Here is a 26,127-nt window from a genome sequence, read left to right on the forward strand (position 1 = left end):
AAATCTAATTGTAAGACAATTTTTTAACATCTTAAGAAATAAAATTTAAAAATTATTTATAAACAATAATTTATTAAAATTTTATTAATTCTAAGCTAAAAAACTATAGAGTCAGTCACAGCGTTTTACGTACCAAATTGTATTTAAGTAATATAAGTATTTTTATTTTAAATCTATTTTTACATTAAAAAGGCCTATAATAAATTATTACCGCAGTAAGTTTAATTTTTAAGCTTTTAATAAGTTTCAATTAATATATTGTTTCTTTGTGTTTATATGAGCTCCTAAGCTCTACTATCCTATGATTATGGCAAAGCAATTTTTTCAATCTTGGCTTCCTTCTCCAGAGAAAGTTACAAATATGAAATTTTTAAGGATTTTCGGGCAAAAAACCCTTAATCCTGTGCTTTGGTATGTCAACCGTAAATCTATTACTCGCGCCATTTTTGTAGGGACTTTTTTCGGTTTACTGCCTATACCCTTTCATAGTGTATTTATTGTTATGGCAGTTTTACTGTTTGAAGTTAATTTACCTATTAGCTTAATGCTTGCTTGGCTCAGCAATCCTCTTACATTAGCACCTATTTTATATATTGGTTTCTGGTTTGGTGCCCATATTTATCATGTGCATATGATAAATAAGAAAATGCTTTTAGGGGTGCTTCATCAGATTTCACGTTGGATTACGCATTTTGGTCATGGTCATATCGATTTGAGCCTCGCTAAAATTTTAATATCAGGTCTCATTGTCGAAGCGTTTGTATTTGCAACCATACTATATATAGTGACTGAGATTTTCTGGCGTTGGATGGTCATTCGAAACTGGAAAAATAGAACAGGACATAAAAAACAAGAAGACGCTCTATAAGAATTCATCTTCTTGCCTAAAATTAAATTGTTATTTTGGTAGTTTAGATTTCATATATTCTTCAGCTACGTTAAGCACGTAGTCTTGGCAAGCTTCTCCTGTACCAGGGTCATAAGCTCCATTATTGGTAATATTATTAGATAAAATTCGAATTCCTAAAAACGGAACATTAAACTGGCTTGCAATTTGTGCAACAGAAGCCGCTTCCATTTCTTCAACTGAGGTACCATAACGCTCATGGAAAAATTGAATTCGGTCAAGTTCATTATTCCAAACATCTGCCGAGCCAATCGTTCCTTCAACCACTTCACCTTTGTCATAACGTACTTTATGTGCCGCCATTAATAGCTCTTGGTCACCTTCAAATTTGCGAATTGCAATAGGCTCAGGGTCAGATTCTTCTGTCGGTAAAACATCAAAAGCCTCAACCCATGTAAGTGAGTTTGAACCGCCACCTAATGGCTGTTTAGGCGTTCTAAAAGCGCCAATATTGGTTGCATATTTTCCTAAAACAATATCATAAACATGAAGATCAGGATCGTGCCCCCCTGCTGTTCCCTGATTAATAATCGCAATCGGTTTATACCGTTCAATTGCCAAAGCGGTTGCGGCAGCAGAGTTACTCATCCCCATACGTGTTTTAGAAATAATCATTGGATAACCATTGTAGGTTCCTTTCCAAAAGGTCCAGCCACCTATTGTTTCAACAGTTTTATTTTCTAACTTTGAAGCCATTCTTTCCGACTCTACGGGTAAAGCACCCTGAATAATAATCGGCTGTAACTTCTGTTTTTGTTCCTGAACAGTTGGTGTTTGTGAAACTGATGAGTTGTCATCATTACATCCAACTAAAAATAAAGCGCTACATAAACTGATAACGCCCAAACTATACTTAAATTGCATTTTCCACCTGTTTCTTTGAAAAAGAAGCGTAAAGTAGCAATCTGCATGCCAATTTCAAGTTTAGCTTTGTTATTTAGATTCAGTAATTTAAATTTTTCTTTTAACCAGCCAATAAAAACCCGACTTAAAGTCGGGTCAGATGAATCAAAAGATTCGTTTATCATCTCGTGCACGCTGAGGAACTCTCTCAATCTGTTGCCACACCGCTTTCGCAATATCGATATAACTATCAGCTGCATCATCCATTGCAATCACACTCGGTTTGCCCTGATCCGCATGCTCACGTATTTGAGCATTTAAAGGCAAACGACCTAGCAATGGAATATGATATTGCTCGGAAAGCTTATCACCACCACCGATACCAAAAATTTGCTCTTCATGCCCACAGTTTGAACAAATGTGGGTCGACATGTTCTCAACGACACCTAATACAGGAATACCAACTTTATTAAATAATTCAATGCCTTTAGTCGCATCCAGTAAAGCAACATTTTGTGGGGTCGTCACAATGATTGAGCCAGTCACTGGAATACGCTGAGCAAGTGTCAGCTGAATATCGCCTGTACCCGGCGGCATATCAATCATGAGTACATCTAAATCTGGCCAAAGCGTTTGATTAAATAATTGCATTAGAGCGCCTGTAGCCTTCGGCCCACGCCATGCAACAGGTGTGTTGTTATCGCCAGTTAGATGTCCAATAGAAAGTACAGCCATACCGTAAGCATCTAACGGTACAAAATTTTCACTTTCAATCAGAGGAGTTTTACCAGCATTACCTAGCATGGTCGGGATACTTGGTCCATAGATATCAGCATCTAATACCCCAACCTTAAGTCCCATTTTTTGTAAGGCAAGCGCCAAATTGACCGTTGTTGTCGATTTACCAACACCACCTTTACCTGATGAAACTAAAATAACATTCTTGATTCGAGGATGAAGTGGCACATCTCTTTGTTGCGGCGCTGCTTTCTGAATTGGTGGGTTATTTGGATCCGGTTCAGACTTAGGTGAGGCATCAAGCACAGGAGGTAAGTTCGCACTTTCTTTAGGTGCTTTAGATGAACAACCTTGACCCGAACTCTCTTGTGTAGGGCGCTTTTGTTGAACTACATGTAAATTAAGTTCTTCAATACCGCACTTTTGCAAAGCGCCAGCTAAATCATCATGAATTTGCTGCAAGTATTCTTTTTCGTCTGGGAAAGTATTAATGGTGAGTTGCAAAACACGACCTTGTACTTGAAGCTGACTAATGCGCTCTTTTAAAGCATCTTTTGAATCTGGCAATAAATAATTTTGGAGTACGGTTTGGATTTCCTCTTCTTTCACTTCTTGTGTGGGTGAAAAAACGGATTTTAATGAAGAAAGCCAAGACATATTGTTTACTCCAAAAAACAGATCATTACAGCTTAATGGAGATAGTGTAACAGTATTGCTCCGCACTCGCTCACCTTGGGATGAATAATTACTAACTTCAGAACTCATCTTTTAGGTAAGGAGTACGGATTTTAGTTTAAATCAGCTTATTCAGCAGAATCATGATTTTTCAATTTATTAAGTTTTTCGGTAGCTGTTTTCTTCAACTCATCAAATTTCGCAGTTGCTTGAGTTTTTAACTCATCAAATTTTGTAGCCGCCTCTTCCTTTAATTCTGCAGCTTTGGCTTTAGCATCATCAAGTTTATGCGCTGCTTCAGTACGTAAATGATCAAACTTATCTTGCAGGCTATGCTGAGCATCATCAAGTTTGCCTTTCAAATCACTAGCTTTATCTTCAACCGCCTCTTTTGCAGCAGCTTGTTTTTCTTTTACATTTTCCTTTAAATCTTCCAAGGCTTTTTCACCTTGTACTTTTGCATCGGCCGCTTTGGTCTTTAGCTCATCTACTTTATCTGCAACTGCTTCTTTACCCGCAGTTTGTTTCTCTTTTACATTTTCTTTTAAATCGTCCAAAGCTTTTTCACCTTGTACTTTTGCATCAGCCGCTTTTGCCTTTAATTCATCTAATTTATTTTCAGTAGTCATCGTTGTTATCCTCATCGTTAATTAAAAAAATTACCTGAATAAGTTATTAGTTATACATCGTTATGGCTTATTTTCTGACCGTAACTGCAATTTGAAACAAAGACAATACAGGAAGATTCAAATATTTTTTGATTTGTTTATCTGTTCTAAAGAGAAATAACTTCTGGCTTTAAGTCCATTTTTGTAGATACCTCTTATATTTAGTCAAAGATTATTAATCTTTGCTTATCTTCCTGCATCAGTTAAAATCTTCCACCTTATAAATACGAATGAGAGAATGAGATCCGTGCGTAAAATTTTAGTCACCAATGCCCTCCCTTATGCCAATGGTCCAATTCATATGGGTCATTTACTCGGTTATATCCAGGCAGACATCTGGGTTCGTGCCATGCGGGCAATGGGTCATGACGTGACTTATGTATGTGCGGATGATGCTCACGGTACAGCAATTATGCTACGTGCCGAAGCAAATGGTATTAGCCCAGAAGAGCAAATCGCGAATGTTCAAAAAGAACACATCCGTGATTTTGACGGTTTTGGCGTACATTTCGATCATTATGATTCAACTCATAGTGATGCAAACAAAGCTCGTTCAACAGATATCTATATTAAAAACCGTGAAGCCGGAAATATTGCAGTTCGACCTGTAACTCAATTATTTGATCCGGAAAAAGGTATGTTCTTGTCTGACCGTTTCATTAAAGGTACTTGCCCAAAATGTAAGTCAGAAGATCAATACGGCGACTCATGTGAAGTGTGTGGTACAACTTATAATGCGACTGAGTTACTCAATCCGCGTTCGACTTTAAGTGGTGCAACACCAGTTGAAAAATCATCAGATCACTATTTCTTCAAGCTCCCAAACTTTGCTGAATATTTGCAAAAATGGACCCGCGATGAAGGTCGCTTACCTCTTTCAATTGCTAACAAATTGGATGAATGGTTTGAAGCAGGTTTAGCAGACTGGGATATTTCTCGTGATGCTCCTTATTTTGGTTTTGAAATTCCGGATGCACCGAATAAATATTTCTATGTGTGGGTAGATGCCCCAATCGGTTATATGTCTAGTTTTGAAAACTATATCAAAACTAAGCGCCCAGATTTAAACTTTGATGATTTCTGGAAGAAAGATAGTCAAAATGAGGTTTACCACTTTATTGGTAAAGACATTGTTTACTTCCATGCTTTATTCTGGCCTGCGATGCTTGAAGGGGCGAACTATCGCACTCCAACAGGCTTGTTCGTAAATGGTTTCTTGACTGTAAATGGACAAAAAATGTCTAAGTCTCGCGGTACTTTCATTAAAGCCGAGACGTACTTACAACATTTAAACCCAGAATATTTACGCTATTACTTTGCATCTAAACTTTCAGATAAAGTTGAAGACTCTGACTTGAACCTTGATGATTTTGTTCAGAAAGTAAATTCAGATTTAGTCGGTAAAGTGGTTAACATTGCTAGTCGCTGTGCTAAGTTCATTAACAGCAGCTTTAACAATACGCTATCAAGTACATGTGCTGAATCTGACTTAGTACAAAGTTTTATTGATGCTGGTGATTCAATTGCTGCTGCATATGAAGCGCGTGAATTCTCTACAGCGATCCGTGAAATCATGGCGCTTGCTGACCGCGCAAACCAATATATTGATGAGAAAAAACCTTGGGCTCTTGCCAAACAAGAAGGTCAAGAACAACAAGTTCTTGATGTATGCTCTGTCGGTATCAACTTATTCCGTCAATTAGCAGTGTACTTAGCCCCAGTTCTGCCAACTTTAGCTCAGCAAGTTCAAGATTTCTTAAAACTTGAAAGCTTTGATTTCGAATCACGTAAACAAATTCTTGTAAGCCATGAGATTGCGCAGTTCCAGCCTCTTATGCAGCGTGTTGATCCAAAAGCTGTTGCAGCCATGGTCGATGCTTCTAAAGAGTCTTTAGGTGCTCCTGTTCCACAAGCGACTAAAGCAGCGAAAATAGAGAAATCTGCCGAGAAAAAAGCAGCCCCTACTCCAGCAGTTGGTGAAGCTGAAATTATCGGTATTGAAGATTTCTTAAAAGTTGACTTACGTGTTGCTCAGGTCGTTGAGGCAGGTACAGTTGAGGGTTCAGATAAATTGCTTCAACTTACTTTAGACGTAGGTGAAGCTGAACCACGTAATGTATTTAGTGGTATTCGTAGTCAATATGCGCCAGAAGACCTAAAAGGTAAATTGGTCGTGATGGTGGCTAACCTTGCACCACGTAAAATGCGTTTTGGTGTTTCAAACGGTATGGTACTTGCTGCCGGAAATGATGAAGGCATTTTCATTATTTCACCAGATAGCGGTGCAAAACCTGGAGATAAAGTTTCTTAATCTAGATTCATAAAAAAGCTCCCTACATTGGGAGCTTTTTTATTTCTAACCTACTTTTTAAAATAAGCAGGCTTATCTGCACTGAGTACATTTAAAGTGCTATATGTGAGACATTCTATCCATCAATTAATAATTAGATTGCTCATGATTATTGGCTTGTAAATCGGGAATTTTGTAGTCTTTTTCATAAACCGGAGAACCAGCAATACTCATCGCCCGTTCATTTGAAGGTTGCTGTTTACTTGTTGTTCTCATCTCACATCCTGTAGTTAAGATGAAAAAAACAACCGAAATGCTCACCATTAGTTTTTTCATAACGTGATCCTCATTTCTTTTTGTTTTATTAATTAAGTTACCACTTTTTAAATATTTAAGTGCTAAAAAAGATATTTCAATTTGTATATATTTTGCGCAAAAATAAAGCCAGACTACAAAGAGTTGGCTTTATATTTTTTAGATATTTTAATTAAAGATTTATCATTTGAAGAAGATTAACTTTAAGCCCAATACACTAACAATGCTTCCAGCCACTCGGTCAACACCCGTTTTTGCTTTTAAATACATTTTTCGAGGCTTCTCTGAAGATAAAAGCATTGCTACACACGAGTACCAACCTGCATCAATCATAAAACAAATGAGCGGTAATGCGACGTAGTAATAATTTGGAATTTCTTTTGGCAGTAAAGCAGTAAAAACACTCGCTAGTACAACAGCAATTTTCGGATTACTTAACTGAGTAATCAAACCATATCGGTAGGCTTGTTTATAAGTCATTTTCGATTTGGCATCATTTTCCATGGCAATTGGTTCTTTGGCATGTTTAATAATTTTAAAAGCAAGCCAAAGCAAATACAGCCCTCCACCAATTTTTAAAATTAGATAAGCTGAAGGCACTGCCAATAAAACTGCCTGTAACCCCATAACTGCTAAAAAGCCAAAAAGAGCTGCACCCGTGCCCGTCCCTAATGCCGTAAACAAGCCATGTTTACGTGATTTAGATATTGAATTTTGCGCTACATAAATAAAGCTTGGCCCAGGACTTATTGCTCCAAGCATCAATGCCATCGCAATTGAAAAAAGAGGAATAAGGGACTCAAACATTGTATTGACCTAGCATCATGCAATTGCGCGATATTCTAGCAGCTTTTTATGACACATATAAAAATGGAAAAGAGATAAATTATAAAAATTGAATTTTCATGTTTTTACAATTTAGCTATTCACAACGGACAAAAATGTCCGTTAAATATATCATCTTTAAACCTCCCAAATCAGTGACATGAGTAAACGTCAAAAAATTGCAGCCCAGAATCGGGATGAATTACTCAATGCAGCCGAAGAATGCTTTCGTATTCATGGTATTAATGTCCCCCTACAAGTCGTGATTGATCATGCACGTGTAGGTAGAGCGACGTTCTACCGCAACTTTTGTGACCGCAAGGCTTTAATTAGCGCCCTTTTAGAGCGTGCGATTACACAGCTAGAGCAAAAAGCTGCTCATTTTCAACAATTCGAAGATGGTTTATTTCGTTTAATTGAAGGACATATTGCACAACTTCCCAAGCTCGCAATTTTGCAAGATTTTTGGAGAGTGATTGATCGACAAGATCCAATTATGCTAAAAATTTATGAACGGCGGAATAATGCACTTAAGCCACTGATTGAAAATGCAATAGAACAAAAACTGTGCCGAGCTGATCTAACTGCTGATGACTATGCAATGTTCACAGCAATGTTGGGTTCTTCATTTCAAGGACATGAACCTGAAGAACAAACCCGCTTAGCGAAACGAGCAATTGAATTACTATTTCATGGTATTCAAGTACAAAAAATTCGAGGGATAGAATGAGTAAAACGCCTCGTTATTTAGAAACGCCACCTGACTGGACACCAGAAGAACAACCGACTTTACCTGGTTCACCGGCAGCGATTGCGCATTCTATACCTAAGCGATTTCTTTATTTTTTTATTGGTCTGTTTGTCGCTATTTCAGCAAGCTTAAGTAATGGTTTCATTACGGCAAATTTACCCTTAATTCAAGGTGAGTATGGCCTGACGCCTTCTGAAGCCGCTTGGCTTCCTGCTGCTTATGTAATGGCGAATGTCAGTTCGAATCTGATTTTGTTTAAAGCTAGGCAACAATATGGTCTGAGAGTCTTTTCAGAAATAGGACTTGTTATTTTTATTGCCGTGCTGGTTTTGCACATTTTTGTGCATACCTATGAAATGGCCTTGTTCGCTCGGGTTGTGGCAGGTTTAGCTGGTGCACCACTCAGCTCTTTAGGTATGTATTACACCATGCAAGCTTTTAAAAAAGCCGACATGGCAAAAGGTATATATATTGCCTTTGGTTTTCAGCAGTTAGGTGTACCGCTCGCCTGGATTATTTCGCCTTTTCTTGTGAGCACAGATAGTTGGTCTGTTCTTTACACCTTTGAACTCGGCTTAGCACTTTGTTGTTTAGCGATGGTGGTTTCTTTGAAATTACCACGTAGCTTACGAATCTATGTTTTCGAAAAACAGGATTTCTTCACCTTTGCTTTACTGGCGCCAGGTTTTGCATGTCTATGTATTGTGCTGACACAAGGCCCAATCTTGTGGTGGTTTAACAGTGAATGGCTTGCTTATGTATTAATTGCAGGTTTTAGCTTAGTTGTTTTAGGTTTGCTCTATGAACATTATCGTGCCAATCCATTAATTATGACACGTTGGTTAGGCGCCTCCTCAACCCTACGCTTTATCTTTGGTGCTTTTGCCATTCGTCTTTTAATGTCAGAACAGAGCTATGCAGCCGTTAACTTCCTAAAAACTATGGGAATGGGTCCAGACCAATTTGTTCCACTCTATGTGGTCATATTGGTGGGGATTTTAAGCGGAACTCTATTTAGTGCGCTTACTTTCTCGCGTGAACGAATTATTTTTCACTTACTTTTTGCAGAGTTTTTGATTCTCATTGCCTGTGGACTAGATTATCACCTTACGAGCGATGTACGGCCTTCAAACTTCTTTGCAAGCCAGTTTTTAGTAGGCTTTGCCGGCGGCCTGTTTATCGGTCCTTTATTGTTGATTGGATTTGCACAAACTTTGGCTAAAGGTCCTTCGTATGTAGTGACTTTTATTGTCTTATTCTCTGCAACCCAAACATTTGGTGGCCTTGTCGGCTCATCTTTTTTCTCGACCTATCAACAACATCGTACACAAAACTATCAAGTCGAGATTATTAAAGATTTGGAACAAGCCGACCCATTAGTTGCTCAAAGGCTTTCTACCTATCAACGTAGTGCAGCCATCACAACAAATGATCCCGCATTACAAACAACTCAGTCTATGCGCTCACTTAATCAAGTGGTTACTCGTGAAGCTCAGGTCCGTGCCTACAATGATGTGATTGCATTAAACGGTATTTTTGCCGTCGCCTTACTCTTATGGGGCGGATTTAATATTGCACGTAGTAAATACCTACAACGCAGAGGAATTAGCCGCCCTTAACGGCTTTTGTTATTGATGAAATAGAAATTGAGATTGATATATGTCAGATGATCAAAATAAACCGGAACAAACACCTGCTCAAACATCTAATAATGAGCCAACGCCTGCACCTGCAAGTAAACTGATTCCGACAAAACGCTCAACCCTATTATGGATGTTGGGTGTGCTTATTATCGGTATTTTAGTAATTTTGTGGGCATGGAGAATTGGGCCTTTTGCCACGAGTGTGCAGCAAACTGACAATAGTTATGTCAAAGGTAAAACTACCATTTTATCGTCGCAAATTAATGGCTACGTTAAAGATGTATTAGTGAAAGACTTTGACCATGTTAAAAAGGGTCAAGTATTAATGCATATTGATGCCACCACTTATGACCAAAAAGTAGCACAAGCGGCTTCGGGAGTAGAACAGGCCAAAAATACTTTAGCCAATCAAACTCAGTCAATTGCTCAAAAACAAGCAGATATTGTGGCTGCGCAGGCTAAAGTAGAACAAGTTAAGGCTCAATATGAACTTTCTTTAGCACAGCTTAGACGCTATCAACAGCTAGGGAATAGTGGAGCAGCTTCTAAATCTGAGCAAGATAAAGCCGCTGCTGATGCCGAAAATAATCTTGCAGCCCTTAAACAGGCGGAGGCCAATGTTCTAGTTGCCAAAGAAGCACTTAAAACAGCTCAAGTCGCAGAAGCTGGCTTAGAAGCACAAGTTTCCAGTGCTAAAGCACAGTTAGATCAAGCACAAACCACCAAAGACTATAGTGTTATTGTTGCTCCAATGGATGGACAACTTGGTGAAGTAAACCCTCGTGTTGGGCAATATGTGGCCGCAGGATCACAGTTACTCTATCTGATTCCACAGCAAACTTGGGTGATTGCCAACTTTAAAGAAACCCAAATTGCCAATATGCGAATTGGACAAAAAGCGTGGTTTACAGTCGATGCAATGAAACATAAAAAATTTACAGGTCATGTTGAACAAATCTCTCCGGCCGCGGGTTCCGAGTTCAGTGTACTAAAACCGGATAATGCAACAGGAAACTTTACCAAAGTCGTTCAACGGATTGCCGTGCGTATTACCATTGACCCAAATCAGGAAGGAATGGAACACTTACGCCCTGGTATGTCAGTGATTACTTCTGTCGACACAAGCTCTTAATAGCTTTTTAAAAACCTCTTTAAAAAGCTACAATGTGATCAATCATTATTTTTCTCAATTTCTAATGTTTGATCACATTGCCCAACCTATCTCCTATCAGCACATTGAACTATCCTTTCCTGTTCATCTCGACATTAAACGTTTAGATTTAGTTCATCCTCAAATTTCGGGTAATAAGTTTTTCAAATTAAAATACACTTTGCTTGCCGCAAAAGAACAAGGTTTATCAAGCATTTTGACTTTTGGTGGGGCTTACTCAAATCATATTGCTGCAACAGCTTATGCAGCTCATCTTTTTGGTTTAAAAAGTATAGGAATTATTCGTGGTGAAGAGTTAGCTAGTAAACCACTTAATCCCACCTTGGCAAAAGCTCAAAGTTTAGGAATGCAGCTACATTTTGTCTCTCGCCATGAATATCGCTTACGAGATGATGCAAATTACCATCAACAATTACAGCAACAATTTCCGCAGACCTATATCATTCCCGAAGGTGGAACCAATGAACTGGCAGTTCAAGGTTGTCAGGAAATCCTGAGCCAATATGACTTAGAGCAATATGATGTCATTTGCTGTGCGGTCGGAACTGGTGGAACGATTTCAGGGCTCATTGAACGAAGCACCCCTCATCAAAAGGTTCTAGGATTTTCGGCTTTAAAAGGCGACTTTTTACAACAAGAAGTTCAGCAGTGGACCCAAAAACAAAATTGGTCTCTGACAGATGCATACTGCTGTGGCGGATATGCAAAAACCTCACCCGAGCTATTGGCATTTATAGAAAATTTTGAAGAGCAGCATGCCGTACCACTTGAACCGATCTATACGGGAAAGATGATGTTTGGTCTGTTTGATCTTATAAAAAACAATTATTTTCCAGCGAATACACGCATTTTGGCAATTCATTCCGGTGGTTTACAAGCCGATATTAGAAATAGACCTCACACATGACTCACCCGCTTTTAGAAGGCCTTATCCCTTACCTGTATAAATGTCCTTAGCATGAGTAAGTGCTGGCATGATAGTATATGCCCCTTTTTAATTTTTACGACTAATCGAGAACTTCTTATGTCTAACAGTCATGTCGATGTCATTGTCTTAGGTGCAGGTGCTTCTGGACTCATGTTGGCTGCACATGCTGCTAAACGGGGACGTTCGGTCTTAATTTTAGAAAAAGCCAATAAAATTGGTAAAAAGATTTTAATGTCAGGCGGTGGGAAATGTAACTTTACCAACCTCTATGTAGAACCTGAAAACTATATTTCTCATAATCCGCACTTTGTTATTTCTGCCCTGTCACGCTATAGCAACTGGGACTTTATTGGTCTGGTCTGTGATTATGGAATTGCCTATGAAGAACGTAAACACGGGCAATTATTTACGCTAAACGGTGCTAAAGAAATTTTAGAGATGTTGGTAAGTGAGTGTAATAAAACAAACAATGTCGAAATCCAGACCCATTGTGAGGTTGGACAAGTCGATCCATTAGAACAAGGTGGTTTTTCAGTACACACAAATCAGGGCCGTTTTAGCTGTGAATCATTAGTGGTTGCTACAGGTGGATTATCCATCCCAACTTTAGGTGGCTCTGGTTTTGGCTATGAATTGGCACAAAAATTTGGACATACAGTTTTCCCAACCCGTGCAGGTTTAGTACCATTTACTTTTTCGGATCATATTAAAGAAGTCACCACACGCTTGAGTGGTAACGCTTTAGATGTCACGTTAAGCAACCAAAAAAATAGCTTTACTGAGGCATTATTATTTACGCATCGTGGTTTGAGTGGTCCAAGTTCATTACAGCTTTCAAACTATTGGAATACAGGTGAAAGTTTTAAAATCGACTTTTTCCCGAGCCAAGATTTAGCAACTTATTTAAAAGATAAAAAGAAAGCCCAACCTAAAGTTTTTCTGCGTACTCTTCTGAACGAATTTACGGCAAAAAGTATTGTACAAGAGTTACAACAACTTATATGGCCAGAGCAAAGCGAGACAGCCATTGGTAATATCAGTGATGCACAGCTAGAGCATATTGCCGAGCAGCTACATGGTTTTACCGTTAAACCATCAGGCACAGAGGGATATCGTACTGCCGAAGTTACCTTAGGTGGAATTGATACAACTGAAGTTTCATCTAAAACACTCGAAAGCAAAAAGCAGAAAGGACTATTCTTTATTGGAGAAGTACTTGATGTGACTGGCCACTTAGGAGGCTATAACTTCCAATGGGCTTGGTCTTCGGCTTATGCAGCTGCACAATATGTTTAAATGATGAATAAGCTAATTTGATGCTTTCGAATCATTGGATGATTTTTCAGAATCATGCTTATGGCTTGTTGTCTGTTTTGATGATTCGGATTTACTAAATACAAATTTATAAGCACTTGCTAAAAAACCAACGGTAATCCCAGCAATTACAACAGGTGCTAAAAAACGACCAGGTTTTTTCATCGTATTTTCCTCACTTATTTGTTTTTATAGCTGTCAAAGACAGAACGACCACTCAATATAGAGTGGTCGAACTTATCACAAAAATCAAAGATTTTTTGTACTGTTTATCTGAAAATTAGTTACACCTACTAAATTTCATCATTTTCGCCAGTAGAACCAAACGGTTTATTTACTGGTGGTTGTGATGGATTTACTTGTGCAGAATCAGCTGGTTTTGCATCAGATGAAACTGTTGTTGATGGTGCAGTTGTAGTCGTTGACGGAGTTGAAGCCGTAGACGAACTACCTGTTGTATTATTAGTAGTAGGCGGTTGATATAAAGGATTTGGTTGATTTGCCTCTTTCTTAGCTTTATCCAGTAAATCAGATAAAAGTCTTTCTGCTGGTTGACGACCACCCAAACCAAATGCAAGAGCGAAAGCAACTGCAACTGCGCCTAGCGTTAAGCCGAACGCAAGGTTTACGATCGAATCGGCAATACCCATCGCTCTTAAACCAAGTGCAAGGACTAAACCAATAATCAAGACACGAACCAAACTACCTAACCAACGCGAACTATTATATTCACCGCGTTGAACAACATTCGCCACAACATTTGCAAGCCAGAAACCAATCACCAAGATTACAGCGCCCAATAGAATGTTTGCACCGAAATGGATAAACATTGCGATTAGACCACTAATCTGATCGAAACCAAGACGGTCAGCAGCTTCAGAAACTGCAAACAACATGGTAAAGAACACGATTAGCCAACCAACGGCATTAGAAACTTTAGTTTGACCTAAAAAGCGTTGTACATCTAATTTTGCAGGAATTTCATCAACACCAGTTCCTGCAATTAACTCGGCAACCAAGCGACCAACAAAACGTGAAACAATATAAGCAACCAGTAAAATTAAACCAGCAGCAATAATGTTTGGAATAGCTTGTAAAATTTCATTGAGCATTGCTGTTGCTGGCTGAGAAATAGTCTCAATACCTAAAGCTTCAAATGCTACAATCAATGTCGTAATAATAATGATGGCAAAAACAAATGAACCTAAGAATTTGCCTACATTTGAATTTTTGAAAAGACCAATTTTTTCCGCTTGAGATTGCACACCTAAGCTATTAATTAATCCTTCAACAATACCGCGTACAATTTTTGCCAATATATAACCAACAAAAACGATAACGCCAGCAATAAAGATATTTGGTAAGAATGCTACAGCATCATTTACCATATTTTGAACTGGAATCAGTAAGCCTGTTAATCCTAAGATTGAAAGAACAATCGGAAGGAAAAGTAACAATACAAGCCAGTAAAGAATTTCACCAATATTCTGGCTAATTCCCCCTACACCCACTTCGCTGCTTAACTTATCATCAAGTTGAGTTCGGGATAAAACATTGGTCACCCCCGCCCGCACCAATCGAGCAACGATCCAGCCAATAAAGCCCACCACTACAGCAGCAATGATATTTGGTATATAGACGAGTACCTGATTAACCATGTTGCTAAATGGACCACTCACTCCACTAATGTTGAGCACATTTAAAGCAGCAACAACGGCGAGAATCAGAATAAACCAGAATACGACTTTGGAGATCAGACCTTCTATATTGGGTGTACGTCCAGTCGCTGAAGATAATTTCGCATTGGTATTTACTTTTTGCAGAAGTTTTTTTACACCTGCCGCCACCAATAAAGCGATGATCCAGCCTACCAGTAAGATGACAATTGCAGCTAAAATAGGATGAAACTGATCCCAGTAATACATCGCATCAAACTGAGCGCCGCGAGGCCCATTAAAAAATTCATTCATATTGTTATGTCCTCAATTGTTATGTTCTTTTCAGTGTTATCACTAAATGAAAAACACCAGTTCGTTGTAAAAAATGACGATAAATGCGGTCTATGTCACCTTATGTTTTGAATATTTTTCAATCAACAACCTTCTGCATAAATACAACAAATTGATGCAAAAGATTGCAAAAAAAGCCTTCAGGTCACATCCTAAAGGCTTTTTATCACGATATACTGGTTAGCTTATTACCCTTCATAGGTCTTCAAATCAGAAGTACCACTAATGACTTGTGGTATGGTCTCATGTTGAAAAGCGGCTTCCTCTTTTGGCGTTTTGCTGTGATCAGCAACCATATAAACCACAAGTGCGAGAAGAAAAAGCCCAACAATAATTAAAATATAAACTGGCAATCTTCTTTTTTTTGCAGTCTCTTCCGGACTCGTCACATGAGGCGGTTTTGAAAAATCATGCATCTTCTTTCCCCTCTTCTATTATCATTAACTTTATATTCATCATAACAATTTGATTTGTTGCATTGTGTGAAAAAGCATTATGAGAAGGTGTCTACGGTTGCAAAACTCTACTTTTAAAAATATTAATTTAGTATAAAATTTAGCCACTTTAATTATAACGTTTTAGAATCTAACTTCTCGATATTCAGAATCTTCGCTAAAGTCCGATTTGTAATACAATATGTTTTAGCCCTTACTTTTTATAAAATAGGCTATAATAAGCCCCCTTGTTTTAAAGCTACTCAATTTTATGATGTATCGTCAGCAAAGCGTAACTCTTGATCTCGACACTGACGTCACACATCAATGTTATTTGCATCAGACAAGAGATGACCATCTCATTGGTATTATTGAATTTAATAAACCAAGTTATGAACTCAAATGGGGTGATCTTGAATATTTCCGTCGCCGCACCGAAGAGTTCTCGGTCATGCCATTTCCTGAATGCATTAATGCGATGATTGTTGATATTCGTAATATCAATGTATTTCTGGACAATGAAGTTCCAATTTTACCGTGGCGTTTACTCGAAGAAGATTGTCCTGTTCGCCTAGTTGTTCCTCAAGACCGCCTTGAACACTATGCGGGATTATTTGAACCAACATGGCTTTCAACAGATGTCGACAGTGCGATTGCAGAGATCCGTGAGTTTATGGATATGTTTGTCCATTAATAAACATATCTATAAAAAATTTTCTTAAAATATTTTACTTCCTGTTTCTACCAGTAATTTTCTACCGCAATATTTCCTTCACCACGACGATTCATTGTGAGACCACGGCGTTTTAGAGCCTCTTTCGTATCATCAACCATTTGTGGGTTTCCACAAAGCATGACATGACTTGATGCTGGGCTGAGTTCTAAGCCTGCTACTTTTTCTAGCTCACCATTTTCGATTAACACGGGTAAGCGTTCATGTAACGGTGCAGATGGATCTCGGGTAATAATAGGAATAAATTTAAAACCGCTATGCCCTTCCCCAAACGTTTCAGCAATCTCTTGAATACGGTCAACATAAGCCAGCTCAGCCGCAGTACGAACACTGTAGACCAAGTTAATTTTCTGGTAATTAGACCAAGTTTCAAAGTCTTGTAGCATCGACAAAAATGGAGCCAAGCCTGTACCTGTTGCCAGTAACCACAGATCATGCGGTAAAGGCTGTTGATAGCGTGCCAACGTCAGGTAACCATATGGAATTTTTTCTAAATAAAGCTCATCACCGACTTTCAAATGCTGTAGATTCGAAGTGAAGGCACCGTCTGGTACTACAATTGAGAAAAACTCTAGCGTTTCATCAAATGGAGAAGACACCACCGAATACGCACGGACAACCAGCTCATCTCCTACCTTTAAACCAATACGCGCAAATTGCCCTGCCGTAAATTTAAAATGCGAAGGACGCGTCATGGTAAAACTGAAAAGTGTTGGGGTCCAACGGTGAACAGATAAAACTTTTTCTACGCTAAATTTTTCAATTGACATGATTTCAACGTGGCATGAAATAGTGCGCTCATGTTAGCATGACAGCCGAAATAATGAATACTTTTAAACGTTAAGGCTTTTTAAACATGCGGATGACATTACGCCAGTTGGCTGTTTTTGTAGCAGTCGCCCAAGAAGGAACCGTTACTAAAGCCAGTGATGCGGTCAGACTGACGCAAAGTGCAGCAAGTATGGCTTTAGCCGATTTAGAAGACGGCTTAGGTGCTCCTTTATTTGATCGTTTAGGTAAGCGCTTGCAGCTAAATGATCTTGGACGTTTTCTGCTTCCCCAAGCATTAGAAATTTTAGGCCGCTGTGAAGCCTTTGAACAAGCAGCCAAGGGTGAGTTACAGAGTATTGACCTTCGTATCGGGGCTACTTTAACCATCAGTGATTATCTCATGCCAGATTTAATGGCTAACTTCTTACAACGTCATCCACAAGCACATTTACAACTTCAAGTTGGTAACACACGCCAAATGATTGAAGCTGTAAATCAGTTTCAGCTTGATTTAGCTTTAATTGAAGGGTCTTGTCACTTACCTCAACTCCAATGTATTCACTGGCGTGACGATGAGCTAGCAGTGTGCTGCTCACCTGACCACCCGTTAACACGTTTAAATCGCCCACTTACCCCTCAAGATTTTCATGACGTAGAATGGATATTACGTGAAGAAGGTTCAGGTACTCGTGAAGTCTTTGATAATGCAATTTTGCAAGATTTACCAGATGCAAACATTCGTTTGACGCTTGGACATAACGAAGCGATCTTAAAAATAGTGGCTGGTGGTTTAGGAATGTCGTGTATTTCAAAGTTAGCGATTGAACCTTTAAGTGAAAAAGGTCAACTTGTTATTTTAGATACCCCATTTTGGCAACTTACCCGCCCTCTTTATATGCTAGTGCACCGCCAAAAATATCAAGGTCCGGGCCTTAAAGCATTTTTAAAATTTTGCGATGAAGATCAGGCTTAAAGCCTGATTTTCTAATGCCATCGTGAGTCATTTTCACATGGCTCACCGTCACGATCACCATCCATTTTAGTGTTCGGGCAATTTCGTACAAACCAACGTGCCTCTTCTAAAGAATGCATTTGCGTACAGTACTCACGACCATCACACTGAAAAGCTGATGTTTCATCATTTACCCGTTCTGGAACTTTTTCTGATGTAAGTGCTAAAGCCTTTTTCGTTTTTTCAGAAAGCTGAACATCCGGTAATTTACCCAAAGCTGCACGCTGTGCTTCAATAATCGTCTTCTGTTGTTGTATTAATAATTGCACTTTTTCGTGTGATGCACGTTGCTGAGCCTGCTGACGATAGTGCAATACCATAAAACTCACACATGCAACTATAACCAAGATACTAACGATAAATATACTGATGTATTCACTTGAACTCAGCTTGAATCTGCTGCGTTTAATTTTTTCCCGTTGAATCATACTTCCCCATTTTTTAATCTTATTATTCATTCTTAAGAAAATTAAGGGAAAATTATATCTCCCTTAATTCTAAATCATTTAAACTTTCTAAGTGCTAGCGAAGTAGTTGTCTAATACATTACTTAGGTACTTCCATCGGCAACATTTAATTCATTATTAACGTCGGAAATTAGACAATAGCTCACTTGTGATCGCTTTATTGTGATCAGCAATTTTAGTTTTCTTAGTCTTCGCAGGATTAGGATCGATACGCTCAATTTTAATTGCTTTAAACTTTCCTCGATTATCTGCAGCAAGAAATCTCACTTTTTCATTTCTTTTCGGTTCACCTTCGAATGCAGGAAAATCAGAAATATGAAAGAAAATATCTCCTTCAGTCGTCGAAATAAAACCAAACCCTTTATCGGCGTTATATTGTTTTATCCTTCCCGTATAAAACTCTTGCTTCATAATTTTTCACCCTAATTTCCCAATGCAATTACTGTAGTAAATAAAAAGAGACTTTCATTTCCGCTCTTAAAAGTTATACGGCTTAATGAAGTCTCTTTTTATCGTTATTTCAAAAATTAGTCTTTTTGAACACTACCAAAAATCTTGTCACCAGCATCGCCTAAACCTGGAACAATATAACCATGTTCATTTAAGCCATTGTCAATAGATGCAGTATAAAGCTGAATATCAGGATGTGCTGCCTCTACTTTCGCGATTCCTTCAGGTGCTGCAACTAACACCATAACACGGATATCTTTACATCCACTTGCCTTTAATACATCAATAGCAGCAACTAAAGAATTACCTGTTGCCAACATTGGATCAATGATCATGGCAATACGGTTAGCGACATCAGGAACTAACTTTTTATAGTAAGTACGTACTTCTAGAGTTGCTTCATCACGCTCAAGCCCTAACACACTTACTTTTGCACTTGGAATTAGGTTAAGCACACCATCAAGCATACCGATACCTGCACGCAAAATCGGTACAATCGTTATTTTTTTACCCGCGATACGCTGAGTAGTAACATTGCCAGCCCAACCTTCAATCTCACAATCCACAACTGGTAAGTCTTTCGTCGCTTCATATGTCAATAACATAGTCACTTCCTGAGCAAGCTCACGGAAATTCTTGGTACTGATGTCAGCACGACGTAATAAACCTAATTTATGACGAATAAGTGGGTGACGAATTTCTTGAATGGCCACAGATGTTACCTAAAAATATAAAAACGTATTTATTATAATCTTTTTTTAACTATCAATAAAAAAAAGCCTCCATATTTGGAGGCTTTTTTGTACACAAGAATTATTGTTGCTGTGAAAGCATGAAATGTAATGGAGATAAAATTTCTGCTTTTAATGCCAAATTAATCATTGGATCTGGATAAACACCCAAAATAATAACTAATGCAGCAGCAGCCAATACCATTAAACCACCCACTTTTTGTCCCCAATGTGCATCAGCATCAATACGAGGAGTTTCAGGTGGAGTCATATACATAACAACCATCACACGTAAGTAATAATACAAACCAATACCACTACCCACAATAATCATTGCAGCTAAGAACCAGTGTTGAGTTGTTACAGCAGCCATAACAACCAAGAACTTACCAATGAAGCCTGCTGTTAATGGAATACCAGCCAAAGATAACATCATGACTGTTAATGTTGCTGTAAGTACTGGACGGCGCCAGAACAAACCACGGTAGTCTGCAAGGCTTTGCGCTTCATCTACGTTGTTATATGGGCTAGACATTAACGCTACTGCACCAAAAGCACCAATAGTCGTTAATACATAAGTCACCACATACACAGTTACGCTGCCCAAGCTTGCATATGTCATGCTGATTAAAGCAATTAACAAATAACCAAAGTGAGCAATAGATGAATAACCCAAAATACGCTTTAAGTTGACCTGACGAACAGCAAGCAAGTTACCGACTAAAATTGACAATACGGCAATGATTGTCAAAACAGTCACTAGTGAGTTCACCATGATTGCGCCAGAAGCAAGCAAATAACGTACGAACAAACCAATTGTTGCAACTTTAGCTGCAGTCGCCAAGAACGTTGCCATTGGAGCCGGCGCACCTGCATATACATCTGGTGTCCATTTATGGAACGGTGCAAGCGACAATTTGAATGCAACAGCAAAAATAATGAGTGCTAAACCTAATAACACCATTGGCTGTTTGATTGCGCCAAATAAAGCTTGTACAGAATCATAGAATGAAAGCGAACCAGTGTAAGCGTAGATATACGCCATACCCATCAACAACATTGCAGAGGCTGTCGCAGAAAGTACAAGGTACTTAATCCCTGCTTCAAGCGACTGACTACGTTGATATGTATAAGCAAGTAAGCCGTATACAGGAATCGACATTAACTCAAGGCTAATGAAGAATGATGCATAATGTGAACTTGCAACCATCAACATTGCACCTGCTACAGAAGCAAGTAACAGAAGATAGAGTTCTTCGCGGTTGTCTTTATAAGTCTCAATATATGCATGAGACAAAGTACAGCAAGCCAATGATGCAACTAAAATCATGAATTGATAGAACATGGTAAATGGATCAACCATAAACATGCCCATCACATTTGCCGGCACAAATTTGCCGCCAAATAATTCTAACAAGATATAAAGTGCAGCAAGGTTTAAACCGACAACAGAGGTTGTTGCGATTAAATTATGGTTACGCTTAATTGAAATTAACAGCATGACGACGACTGCTGTCAAAGCAACAATCATCACCGGTGCTAAAGGCATAAGCGTAGAAAATGATACTGTGAAGTTCATGATTATTGGATCTCCACATGGTCAAGTTGAGTAGCTGTTTGCTGAACAGTTTCAACGACTTCTTGTACTGGTACATAACTATTGACCAACCACTGCATGCTTGAATGAGATACATCCAAGAATGTTTGTGGATAGATACCAAGCCAAACGAGACCAATCGCACAAATCATCAAAATACTAACTTCACGAGCAGATAAGTCTTTTAATGGACTAGTGTAGTGTTGCTTTTGTTCAGAGTTTGGTTCACCAAACAAAGCACGGTGAATCAAGATCAAACCATACAAACCTGCAAATACAAGGCTGATAGAAGCAATGATCGTGAATACAGGATATTTATTAAATGAACCCATCAAAATCAGGAATTCACCAATAAAGTTACCTAAACCTGGCACACCAACAAGAGCTGCGACGAAGAACATTAAGAAGAACGGTAAATACTGGAGCTGACCACGAAGACCACCCATCAAACGTAAATCACGTGTATGTAAGCGCTCGTAGATTTGACCAGACATAATGAACAATGCAGCTGATGACAAACCATGTGCCAACATCATGATCATTAGACCTTGGAAGGTCAAAATATTACCTGCATAAATAGCAAGTAAAACGAAGCCCATATGTGAAATCGACGTATACGCAAGTAAACGTTTCATATCAGTTTGCTGGTAAGCACACCACGCGCCGTAGAAAATACCAATCAAACCGAAAATAATTGCAATATCTGCAAACTGTGCAGAAGCTGCCGGGAAGAATGGAATTACAAAACGAAGCAAACCGTACGCTGCTGTTTTAATCAAGATACCAGCCAAGTCTACAGAACCCGCTGTAGGTGCTTGAGCATGGGCATCCGGTAACCAGCCATGCAATGGGAAAACTGGTAACTTCACTGCAAAACCAATAAAGAAGCAGATCATGAAACCATACGCGAAGCCAGCAGGTAAACGATTCGCTACAGCTAATAAATAGTTGTAATCAAAACCGATCATACCAGTCATCATGTAACCATAAACCACAAGGCCAAGGATACCGATTAACATTACTAAACCAGCGATTTGCGTATATAAGAAGAACTTGGTTGCAGCGTAAACACGTGAACGACCGTTTGAACCCTTATGACCCCATAACGCAATCAAGAAGTAGATTGGTACAAGCATCATCTCCCAGAAGAAGAAGAATAGGAACAAATCAATTGCCAAGAACACGCCGATAACACCCCCTAAACTCCATAACAAGTTTAAGTGGAAGAAACCAACATTCTTTTGGATCTCACCCCATGAACAACCAACAGCAAGTACACCAAGTAAAGCTGTTAATAACACCATGAGTAAAGACAAGCCATCCACTGCTAGGTGAATGCCAATACCGAGAGATTGAATCCACGGTAAGTAAAACTCAGCTGTCCAAGTTGGGACTTTTGAGCCTAACTCGTAGCTATAAGTACCACTTTGCCAAAGTGCAAGACCTAAGCCCAACGTAATGAGCATACCAATTAAGGCGATCCAGCGTGGCAAAGTTTTGTCGAGTTTATCGACTAACCAACAAGTAAAACCTGCAATGAACGGAACAAGGATCAGCGCGGGTAAAATTAAATTGTTTTCCATTTTATTTCCCCACTACCTGAATAACGATCAAGATCATCAATAACACCACTACACCGAGTGACATGCTTGATGCGTATTCACGCAATGAACCTGTTTGACGTGAGCTTGTGAAACTGTTTCCGCCTTTAACAAGCGCAGGAAGAACAAGCCACAAGCTGTCAATCGGATCACGACCAAATAGTTTGGCGAAGAATAAATAAGGTTTAACAAAAACGATGTCATACAACGCATCAAAACCAAATGCAGTACGACAAATATGAGCTAAGCCAGCACCAAGACTTGTTTTTGCAAACGATTTTACTGCACCGTAAGCAAATGCAAATAGACCGATACCAACAGCTAAACCAACAAGCGCGATACCTACTGCTAAATGCTCTGCCCCATGCATGCCTTCAACAAATTGTTCAGCAACATGGAATTCAGGAATTTTTGCTGTATTCAAAATATTTGCTACTGGAGCTTTTAATGCAGCACCAACAAAAGTAGACAATACAGCCAAGATACCTAATGGAGCCCAGTAAGTAGCACCTTTAATCTCATGGTAATGTGTATTTTCTTTACCGAAGAATACAACCCAGATTAAACGGAAGGTATAGATTGAAGTCAGGAATGCACCTGCTACACCAGCCCAATATAAGCTGTTATATAAAGCAATCGATTGACCTTGTACCCAAACCTCACCGAGAATCGCGTCTTTAGAGAAGAAGCCGATTGTTAAGAATGGGATAGCTGCTAATGCACCGCCACCAATCGCAAAACATGCAAATAGGAATTTGTTTTTGTAGAACAAACCACCCATTTTGAAAATATTTTGTTCGTGATGGTAAGCAAGAATAACTGCACCAGAAGACAAGAATAATAATGCTTTGAAGAATGCGTGAGCCAACATGTGGAACAAGCCAGCTTGATACGCTTCTGCACCGACAGCCATAAACATATAACCAAGCTGACTCATAGTTGAGTAAGCCAAAATACGTTTGATGTCTGTTTGTACGAGAGCAGCAAAGCCTGCAACTAATAAAGTTACAGCACCTGTTACCGAAATGAATTGCATCACTTCAGGCGCAAGTTCAAATACACTGAATAGACGACAGCACAAGTACACACCAGCTGTTACCATTGTTGCTGCGTGGATTAATGCAGAAACAGGTGTAGGACCTGCCATCGCATCTGCTAACCATGTTTGCAATGGAATTTGTGCAGATTTACCAGCAGCACCCAAGAACAACATTAATGCAGTCCAGATGGTAAGTGACGAACTCTTCGTCATTACTTCTGCTGCGTGTTCAACGATGTACTGAGTATTAAGCGTACCAAATTGTTGGTAAAGCAAGAATAAAGCGATAAGTAAGAATACATCACCTACACGGGTAACTGTAAATGCTTTGATCGCTGCCCAACCATTTGCAGGATTTGCATAATAGAAACCAATCAGCAAGTAAGAGCATAGACCTACGCCTTCCCAACCTAAGAATAACAACGCTAAGTTGTCACCCAACACAAGCAAAAGCATGCTTGCAACGAACAGGTTGAAATAAGAGAAGAAGCGCGCATACCCTTCTTCACCACGCATGTACCATGATGCAAAGATGTGGATTAGGAAACCAACACCCGTGATCATGCCCATCATGAGTAAAGATAAGCCATCTAAATGTAAGCTAATGCCAGGCGCGAAACCACCAACATTGAACCATGTCCAAAGATTTTGAACAAAAACTTGCTGGCCGCTACTGGTAAATGCCATACCAGCAATCAATGCAAATAATGCAGATAAACCTACAGAACCTACACCAATAATTGCTGCAACATTTTCAGAGAGCTTATCACGCCCAGCCGCCAATAAAATAAAACCGATTAGCGGAAATAATACTGTTAGATATAAATAACTCATCCGCGCATCTCACTAGCAGCATCCACATCCAAATGATGGAAGCGATGATAGAACTGAAGGACAATCGCAAGACCGATACACGCCTCTGCCGCAGCAAGGGTTAAAATCAGAATGAACATGACTTGTCCATCTGGTTGTGCCCATACGCTACCCGCAAGAACGAATGCTAACGCTGCAGCATTCATCATGATCTCAAGGCTCATTAACATAAATAGTAGGTTGCGTCGCACCATTACACCGTAAAAACCGAGTGCAAAAAGAATGGTCGCAACAATCAAACCATGTTCTAAAGGGATCTGGCCCATTATTCTTTTTCCTCTTCTGCACCTGGTTCACGTTTACCTAAGTGGTATGCTGCAACAAGGGCTGCTAGCAATAACATCGCGGCAACTTCAACCAACAATAAATAGTGTGTAAAGAGCGCTTGACCAACAACTTTTGGTCCAATTACTTGTGCTCCAAGTGGTGCAGAGATGGTTGTATATTCGCCACCAAGCATCCAAACTAAAAGTAAGCCAAGTAAAAAGCTCATGAGTGCTGGATATGCCCAAGCATCCGAAGAAAGCCATTTACGCTCTTGTTCAACTGTGTGTTGCCCTAAGTTAAGCATCATCACAACGAATACGAACAAGACCATAATCGCACCAGCATAAACAATGATTTCGAGGGCGCCGGCAAACGGCGCACCTACGATCATGAAAATACCAGCAACAGCAAGCAATGAAACAATCAGACTAAGCAATGCATGTACAGGGTTCGTGTTAGTCACTACACGAACCGTAGAAACGATGGCCACGAGCGCCATCAAATAAAACGGCCACATCATGGTAATAGACTCCGTACATCGATTGGTGCACTTTCTTTTTGTGCTTGACCTTTCTCTTTACCGTTAATTGCCATACCAGTTACACGGTAGAAGTTATAGTCTGGGTATTTACCTGGACCTGAAATGAGCAAGTTTTCTTTCTCATATACGAGGTCTTGACGTACGTATTCGCCCAACTCGAAGTCTGGTGTGAGCTGAATCGCTGTAGTTGGACATGCTTCTTCACACATACCGCAGAAGATACAACGAGAGAAGTTGATACGGAAAAATTCCGGATACCAACGTCCGTCTTCTTTTTCAGCTTTTTGCAGTGAAATACAGCCAACCGGACATGCAACCGCACAAAGGTTACATGCCACACAACGCTCTTCCCCATCTGGGTCACGTGTCAAGATAATACGACCACGATAGCGAGGTGGTACAATTTCCTCTGCTGGTACTTCTGGATAAAGAATTGTGTCACGTTTACGGAAACCATGGGTAAATACCATGAATAACGTCCGAACGATTGACCCAACTCCAGCTAGAATTTTATACATTTTGTACTCCCTGCTG

27 protein-coding genes are annotated in these 26,127 nt (G+C 39.3%); 9 read left to right on the forward strand and 18 right to left on the reverse strand.

The annotated features are described in order from the left end of the window. Nucleotides 1-301: 301 nt before the first annotated feature. On the forward strand, nt 302-868 hold the full coding sequence (locus KNQ97_RS14295) for a DUF2062 domain-containing protein (protein WP_000605100.1): 567 nt from the start codon (nt 302-304) through the stop codon (nt 866-868). 30 nt (nt 869-898) lie between these two features. Here the strand turns inward: KNQ97_RS14295 and KNQ97_RS14300 are convergent, their stop codons facing one another. From KNQ97_RS14300 to KNQ97_RS14310, 3 genes are all read right to left on the reverse strand, one after another. Beyond that, nucleotides 899-1,771: a 5'-methylthioadenosine/S-adenosylhomocysteine nucleosidase gene (locus tag KNQ97_RS14300; protein ID WP_001159884.1), complete on the reverse strand. Its 873-nt coding sequence runs from the start codon at nt 1,769-1,771 to the stop codon at nt 899-901. 144 nt (nt 1,772-1,915) lie between these two features. Then, complete coding sequence (apbC, locus tag KNQ97_RS14305) at nt 1,916-3,145, reverse strand: iron-sulfur cluster carrier protein ApbC (protein WP_253612383.1); 1,230 nt, start codon at nt 3,143-3,145, stop codon at nt 1,916-1,918. A gap of 146 nt (nt 3,146-3,291) precedes the next feature. After that, entirely contained in the window at nt 3,292-3,792 is a 501-nt protein-coding gene (locus KNQ97_RS14310; protein ID WP_000206127.1) for a hypothetical protein, read from the reverse strand. A gap of 286 nt (nt 3,793-4,078) precedes the next feature. Here KNQ97_RS14310 and metG point away from each other — a divergent pair, with 286 nt between their 5' ends. Further along, entirely contained in the window at nt 4,079-6,142 is a 2,064-nt protein-coding gene (gene metG / locus KNQ97_RS14315; protein WP_253612384.1) for a methionine--tRNA ligase, read from the forward strand. Between the two features lie 126 nt (nt 6,143-6,268). Here the strand turns inward: metG and KNQ97_RS14320 are convergent, their stop codons facing one another. Both KNQ97_RS14320 and KNQ97_RS14325 read right to left on the reverse strand, forming a co-directional pair. Beyond that, the gene (locus KNQ97_RS14320; RefSeq protein WP_000735804.1) at nt 6,269-6,457 is read right to left on the reverse strand and encodes an NF038215 family lipoprotein; all 189 of its coding nucleotides are present in this window, start codon (nt 6,455-6,457) and stop codon (nt 6,269-6,271) included. 162 nt (nt 6,458-6,619) lie between these two features. Next, the gene (locus KNQ97_RS14325) at nt 6,620-7,243 is read right to left on the reverse strand and encodes a LysE family translocator (protein ID WP_000463103.1); all 624 of its coding nucleotides are present in this window, start codon (nt 7,241-7,243) and stop codon (nt 6,620-6,622) included. Nucleotides 7,244-7,421: 178 nt separating this feature from the next. On the opposite strand from KNQ97_RS14325, the gene KNQ97_RS14330 reads away from it, so the two are divergent. The 5 genes from KNQ97_RS14330 (at nt 7,422) to KNQ97_RS14350 (ending at nt 13,050) form a co-directional block, all read left to right on the forward strand. Continuing rightward, nucleotides 7,422-7,991 (forward strand): TetR/AcrR family transcriptional regulator, encoded by a 570-nt coding sequence (locus tag KNQ97_RS14330; protein ID WP_038347163.1) that lies wholly within the window; start codon nt 7,422-7,424, stop codon nt 7,989-7,991. Then, nucleotides 7,988-9,631, forward strand: coding sequence for an MFS transporter (locus KNQ97_RS14335; RefSeq protein ID WP_002133721.1), 1,644 nt, complete (start codon nt 7,988-7,990; stop codon nt 9,629-9,631). The genes KNQ97_RS14330 and KNQ97_RS14335 overlap by 4 nt, the downstream gene beginning before the upstream one ends. Before the next feature lie 40 nt (nt 9,632-9,671). Next, nucleotides 9,672-10,787, forward strand: a complete 1,116-nt coding sequence (locus KNQ97_RS14340; protein ID WP_169031051.1) for an HlyD family secretion protein — start codon at nt 9,672-9,674, stop codon at nt 10,785-10,787. A gap of 64 nt (nt 10,788-10,851) precedes the next feature. After that, the gene (locus tag KNQ97_RS14345) at nt 10,852-11,733 is read left to right on the forward strand and encodes a 1-aminocyclopropane-1-carboxylate deaminase/D-cysteine desulfhydrase (protein WP_253612385.1); all 882 of its coding nucleotides are present in this window, start codon (nt 10,852-10,854) and stop codon (nt 11,731-11,733) included. A gap of 117 nt (nt 11,734-11,850) precedes the next feature. Then, entirely contained in the window at nt 11,851-13,050 is a 1,200-nt protein-coding gene (locus KNQ97_RS14350; RefSeq protein WP_118978405.1) for an NAD(P)/FAD-dependent oxidoreductase, read from the forward strand. 12 nt (nt 13,051-13,062) lie between these two features. On the opposite strand, the gene KNQ97_RS14355 is transcribed toward KNQ97_RS14350, so the two are convergent. From KNQ97_RS14355 to KNQ97_RS14365, 3 genes are all read right to left on the reverse strand, one after another. Next, nucleotides 13,063-13,233, reverse strand: coding sequence for a hypothetical protein (locus tag KNQ97_RS14355; protein ID WP_000742883.1), 171 nt, complete (start codon nt 13,231-13,233; stop codon nt 13,063-13,065). Nucleotides 13,234-13,361: 128 nt separating this feature from the next. Further along, nucleotides 13,362-15,038 carry a mechanosensitive ion channel gene (locus tag KNQ97_RS14360; RefSeq protein ID WP_001001666.1) on the reverse strand — a complete coding sequence of 559 codons (1,677 nt, stop codon included), beginning with the start codon at nt 15,036-15,038 and terminating at the stop codon, nt 13,362-13,364. A 227-nt stretch (nt 15,039-15,265) separates the two neighbouring features. Then, nucleotides 15,266-15,493 carry a hypothetical protein gene (locus KNQ97_RS14365; RefSeq protein WP_000543705.1) on the reverse strand — a complete coding sequence of 76 codons (228 nt, stop codon included), beginning with the start codon at nt 15,491-15,493 and terminating at the stop codon, nt 15,266-15,268. A 292-nt stretch (nt 15,494-15,785) separates the two neighbouring features. Here KNQ97_RS14365 and KNQ97_RS14370 point away from each other — a divergent pair, with 292 nt between their 5' ends. Next, complete coding sequence (locus KNQ97_RS14370) at nt 15,786-16,205, forward strand: hypothetical protein (RefSeq protein ID WP_002000170.1); 420 nt, start codon at nt 15,786-15,788, stop codon at nt 16,203-16,205. Between the two features lie 47 nt (nt 16,206-16,252). Here the strand turns inward: KNQ97_RS14370 and KNQ97_RS14375 are convergent, their stop codons facing one another. Next, nucleotides 16,253-17,014 carry a ferredoxin--NADP reductase gene (locus KNQ97_RS14375; RefSeq protein ID WP_000021173.1) on the reverse strand — a complete coding sequence of 254 codons (762 nt, stop codon included), beginning with the start codon at nt 17,012-17,014 and terminating at the stop codon, nt 16,253-16,255. 86 nt (nt 17,015-17,100) lie between these two features. Between KNQ97_RS14375 and gigC the strand changes: the two genes are divergently transcribed. Next, nucleotides 17,101-17,988, forward strand: coding sequence for a LysR family transcriptional regulator GigC (gigC, locus tag KNQ97_RS14380; protein ID WP_001242992.1), 888 nt, complete (start codon nt 17,101-17,103; stop codon nt 17,986-17,988). Nucleotides 17,989-17,999: 11 nt separating this feature from the next. Here the strand turns inward: gigC and KNQ97_RS14385 are convergent, their stop codons facing one another. The 9 genes from KNQ97_RS14385 to nuoI all read right to left on the reverse strand — a co-directional run bounded on the left by KNQ97_RS14385 (nt 18,000) and on the right by nuoI (nt 26,111). Then, nucleotides 18,000-18,455: an excalibur calcium-binding domain-containing protein gene (locus tag KNQ97_RS14385; RefSeq protein ID WP_223153501.1), complete on the reverse strand. Its 456-nt coding sequence runs from the start codon at nt 18,453-18,455 to the stop codon at nt 18,000-18,002. Between the two features lie 156 nt (nt 18,456-18,611). After that, nucleotides 18,612-18,905 (reverse strand): cold shock domain-containing protein, encoded by a 294-nt coding sequence (locus KNQ97_RS14390; protein ID WP_031379448.1) that lies wholly within the window; start codon nt 18,903-18,905, stop codon nt 18,612-18,614. Between the two features lie 116 nt (nt 18,906-19,021). Next, nucleotides 19,022-19,657, reverse strand: coding sequence for a uracil phosphoribosyltransferase (upp, locus tag KNQ97_RS14395; protein ID WP_001007343.1), 636 nt, complete (start codon nt 19,655-19,657; stop codon nt 19,022-19,024). Nucleotides 19,658-19,757: 100 nt separating this feature from the next. After that, nucleotides 19,758-21,254, reverse strand: a complete 1,497-nt coding sequence (gene nuoN, locus KNQ97_RS14400; RefSeq protein WP_001011955.1) for an NADH-quinone oxidoreductase subunit NuoN — start codon at nt 21,252-21,254, stop codon at nt 19,758-19,760. Between the two features lie 2 nt (nt 21,255-21,256). Beyond that, the gene (gene nuoM / locus KNQ97_RS14405) at nt 21,257-22,855 is read right to left on the reverse strand and encodes an NADH-quinone oxidoreductase subunit M (protein ID WP_000429844.1); all 1,599 of its coding nucleotides are present in this window, start codon (nt 22,853-22,855) and stop codon (nt 21,257-21,259) included. Between the two features lies 1 nt (nt 22,856). Continuing rightward, nucleotides 22,857-24,746 carry an NADH-quinone oxidoreductase subunit L gene (gene nuoL, locus KNQ97_RS14410; protein ID WP_000121137.1) on the reverse strand — a complete coding sequence of 630 codons (1,890 nt, stop codon included), beginning with the start codon at nt 24,744-24,746 and terminating at the stop codon, nt 22,857-22,859. Further along, nucleotides 24,743-25,051 carry an NADH-quinone oxidoreductase subunit NuoK gene (gene nuoK / locus KNQ97_RS14415; RefSeq protein WP_000529822.1) on the reverse strand — a complete coding sequence of 103 codons (309 nt, stop codon included), beginning with the start codon at nt 25,049-25,051 and terminating at the stop codon, nt 24,743-24,745. Before nuoK ends, nuoL begins: the two co-directional genes overlap by 4 nt. Further along, a complete protein-coding gene (gene nuoJ, locus KNQ97_RS14420; RefSeq protein ID WP_014205902.1) occupies nt 25,051-25,569 on the reverse strand; it encodes an NADH-quinone oxidoreductase subunit J in 519 nt (172 codons plus the stop codon). The genes nuoK and nuoJ overlap by 1 nt, the downstream gene beginning before the upstream one ends. Continuing rightward, on the reverse strand, nt 25,569-26,111 hold the full coding sequence (gene nuoI / locus KNQ97_RS14425) for an NADH-quinone oxidoreductase subunit NuoI (RefSeq protein WP_000276693.1): 543 nt from the start codon (nt 26,109-26,111) through the stop codon (nt 25,569-25,571). Before nuoI ends, nuoJ begins: the two co-directional genes overlap by 1 nt. Nucleotides 26,112-26,127: the final 16 nt, after the last annotated feature.

Source organism: Acinetobacter sp. UC24323, from assembly GCF_024151445.1.
Lineage (GTDB): Bacteria > Pseudomonadota > Gammaproteobacteria > Pseudomonadales > Moraxellaceae > Acinetobacter > Acinetobacter baumannii.

What these genes read in the sequence shown, in the direction of transcription:
- KNQ97_RS14385 (WP_223153501.1), bottom strand. Translation starts at nt 18,455, where the DNA reads ATGATTCAACGGGAAAAAATTAAACGCAGCAGATTCAAGCTGAGTTCA.
- KNQ97_RS14355 (WP_000742883.1), bottom strand. Translation starts at nt 13,233, where the DNA reads ATGAAAAAACCTGGTCGTTTTTTAGCACCTGTTGTAATTGCTGGGATT.
- nuoI (WP_000276693.1), bottom strand. Translation starts at nt 26,111, where the DNA reads ATGTATAAAATTCTAGCTGGAGTTGGGTCAATCGTTCGGACGTTATTC.
- KNQ97_RS14350 (WP_118978405.1), top strand. Translation starts at nt 11,851, where the DNA reads ATGTCTAACAGTCATGTCGATGTCATTGTCTTAGGTGCAGGTGCTTCT.
- KNQ97_RS14335 (WP_002133721.1), top strand. Translation starts at nt 7,988, where the DNA reads ATGAGTAAAACGCCTCGTTATTTAGAAACGCCACCTGACTGGACACCA.
- KNQ97_RS14375 (WP_000021173.1), bottom strand. Translation starts at nt 17,014, where the DNA reads ATGTCAATTGAAAAATTTAGCGTAGAAAAAGTTTTATCTGTTCACCGT.
- nuoN (WP_001011955.1), bottom strand. Translation starts at nt 21,254, where the DNA reads ATGAACTTCACAGTATCATTTTCTACGCTTATGCCTTTAGCACCGGTG.
- KNQ97_RS14370 (WP_002000170.1), top strand. Translation starts at nt 15,786, where the DNA reads ATGTATCGTCAGCAAAGCGTAACTCTTGATCTCGACACTGACGTCACA.
- KNQ97_RS14300 (WP_001159884.1), bottom strand. Translation starts at nt 1,771, where the DNA reads ATGCAATTTAAGTATAGTTTGGGCGTTATCAGTTTATGTAGCGCTTTA.
- KNQ97_RS14330 (WP_038347163.1), top strand. Translation starts at nt 7,422, where the DNA reads ATGAGTAAACGTCAAAAAATTGCAGCCCAGAATCGGGATGAATTACTC.
- KNQ97_RS14360 (WP_001001666.1), bottom strand. Translation starts at nt 15,038, where the DNA reads ATGAATGAATTTTTTAATGGGCCTCGCGGCGCTCAGTTTGATGCGATG.
- KNQ97_RS14340 (WP_169031051.1), top strand. Translation starts at nt 9,672, where the DNA reads ATGTCAGATGATCAAAATAAACCGGAACAAACACCTGCTCAAACATCT.
- KNQ97_RS14365 (WP_000543705.1), bottom strand. Translation starts at nt 15,493, where the DNA reads ATGCATGATTTTTCAAAACCGCCTCATGTGACGAGTCCGGAAGAGACT.
- KNQ97_RS14345 (WP_253612385.1), top strand. Translation starts at nt 10,852, where the DNA reads ATGTTTGATCACATTGCCCAACCTATCTCCTATCAGCACATTGAACTA.
- apbC (WP_253612383.1), bottom strand. Translation starts at nt 3,145, where the DNA reads ATGTCTTGGCTTTCTTCATTAAAATCCGTTTTTTCACCCACACAAGAA.
- KNQ97_RS14325 (WP_000463103.1), bottom strand. Translation starts at nt 7,243, where the DNA reads ATGTTTGAGTCCCTTATTCCTCTTTTTTCAATTGCGATGGCATTGATG.
- KNQ97_RS14310 (WP_000206127.1), bottom strand. Translation starts at nt 3,792, where the DNA reads ATGACTACTGAAAATAAATTAGATGAATTAAAGGCAAAAGCGGCTGAT.
- nuoJ (WP_014205902.1), bottom strand. Translation starts at nt 25,569, where the DNA reads ATGTGGCCGTTTTATTTGATGGCGCTCGTGGCCATCGTTTCTACGGTT.
- KNQ97_RS14295 (WP_000605100.1), top strand. Translation starts at nt 302, where the DNA reads ATGATTATGGCAAAGCAATTTTTTCAATCTTGGCTTCCTTCTCCAGAG.
- gigC (WP_001242992.1), top strand. Translation starts at nt 17,101, where the DNA reads ATGCGGATGACATTACGCCAGTTGGCTGTTTTTGTAGCAGTCGCCCAA.
- KNQ97_RS14320 (WP_000735804.1), bottom strand. Translation starts at nt 6,457, where the DNA reads ATGAAAAAACTAATGGTGAGCATTTCGGTTGTTTTTTTCATCTTAACT.
- nuoK (WP_000529822.1), bottom strand. Translation starts at nt 25,051, where the DNA reads ATGGGCCAGATCCCTTTAGAACATGGTTTGATTGTTGCGACCATTCTT.
- nuoM (WP_000429844.1), bottom strand. Translation starts at nt 22,855, where the DNA reads ATGGAAAACAATTTAATTTTACCCGCGCTGATCCTTGTTCCGTTCATT.
- nuoL (WP_000121137.1), bottom strand. Translation starts at nt 24,746, where the DNA reads ATGAGTTATTTATATCTAACAGTATTATTTCCGCTAATCGGTTTTATT.
- KNQ97_RS14390 (WP_031379448.1), bottom strand. Translation starts at nt 18,905, where the DNA reads ATGAAGCAAGAGTTTTATACGGGAAGGATAAAACAATATAACGCCGAT.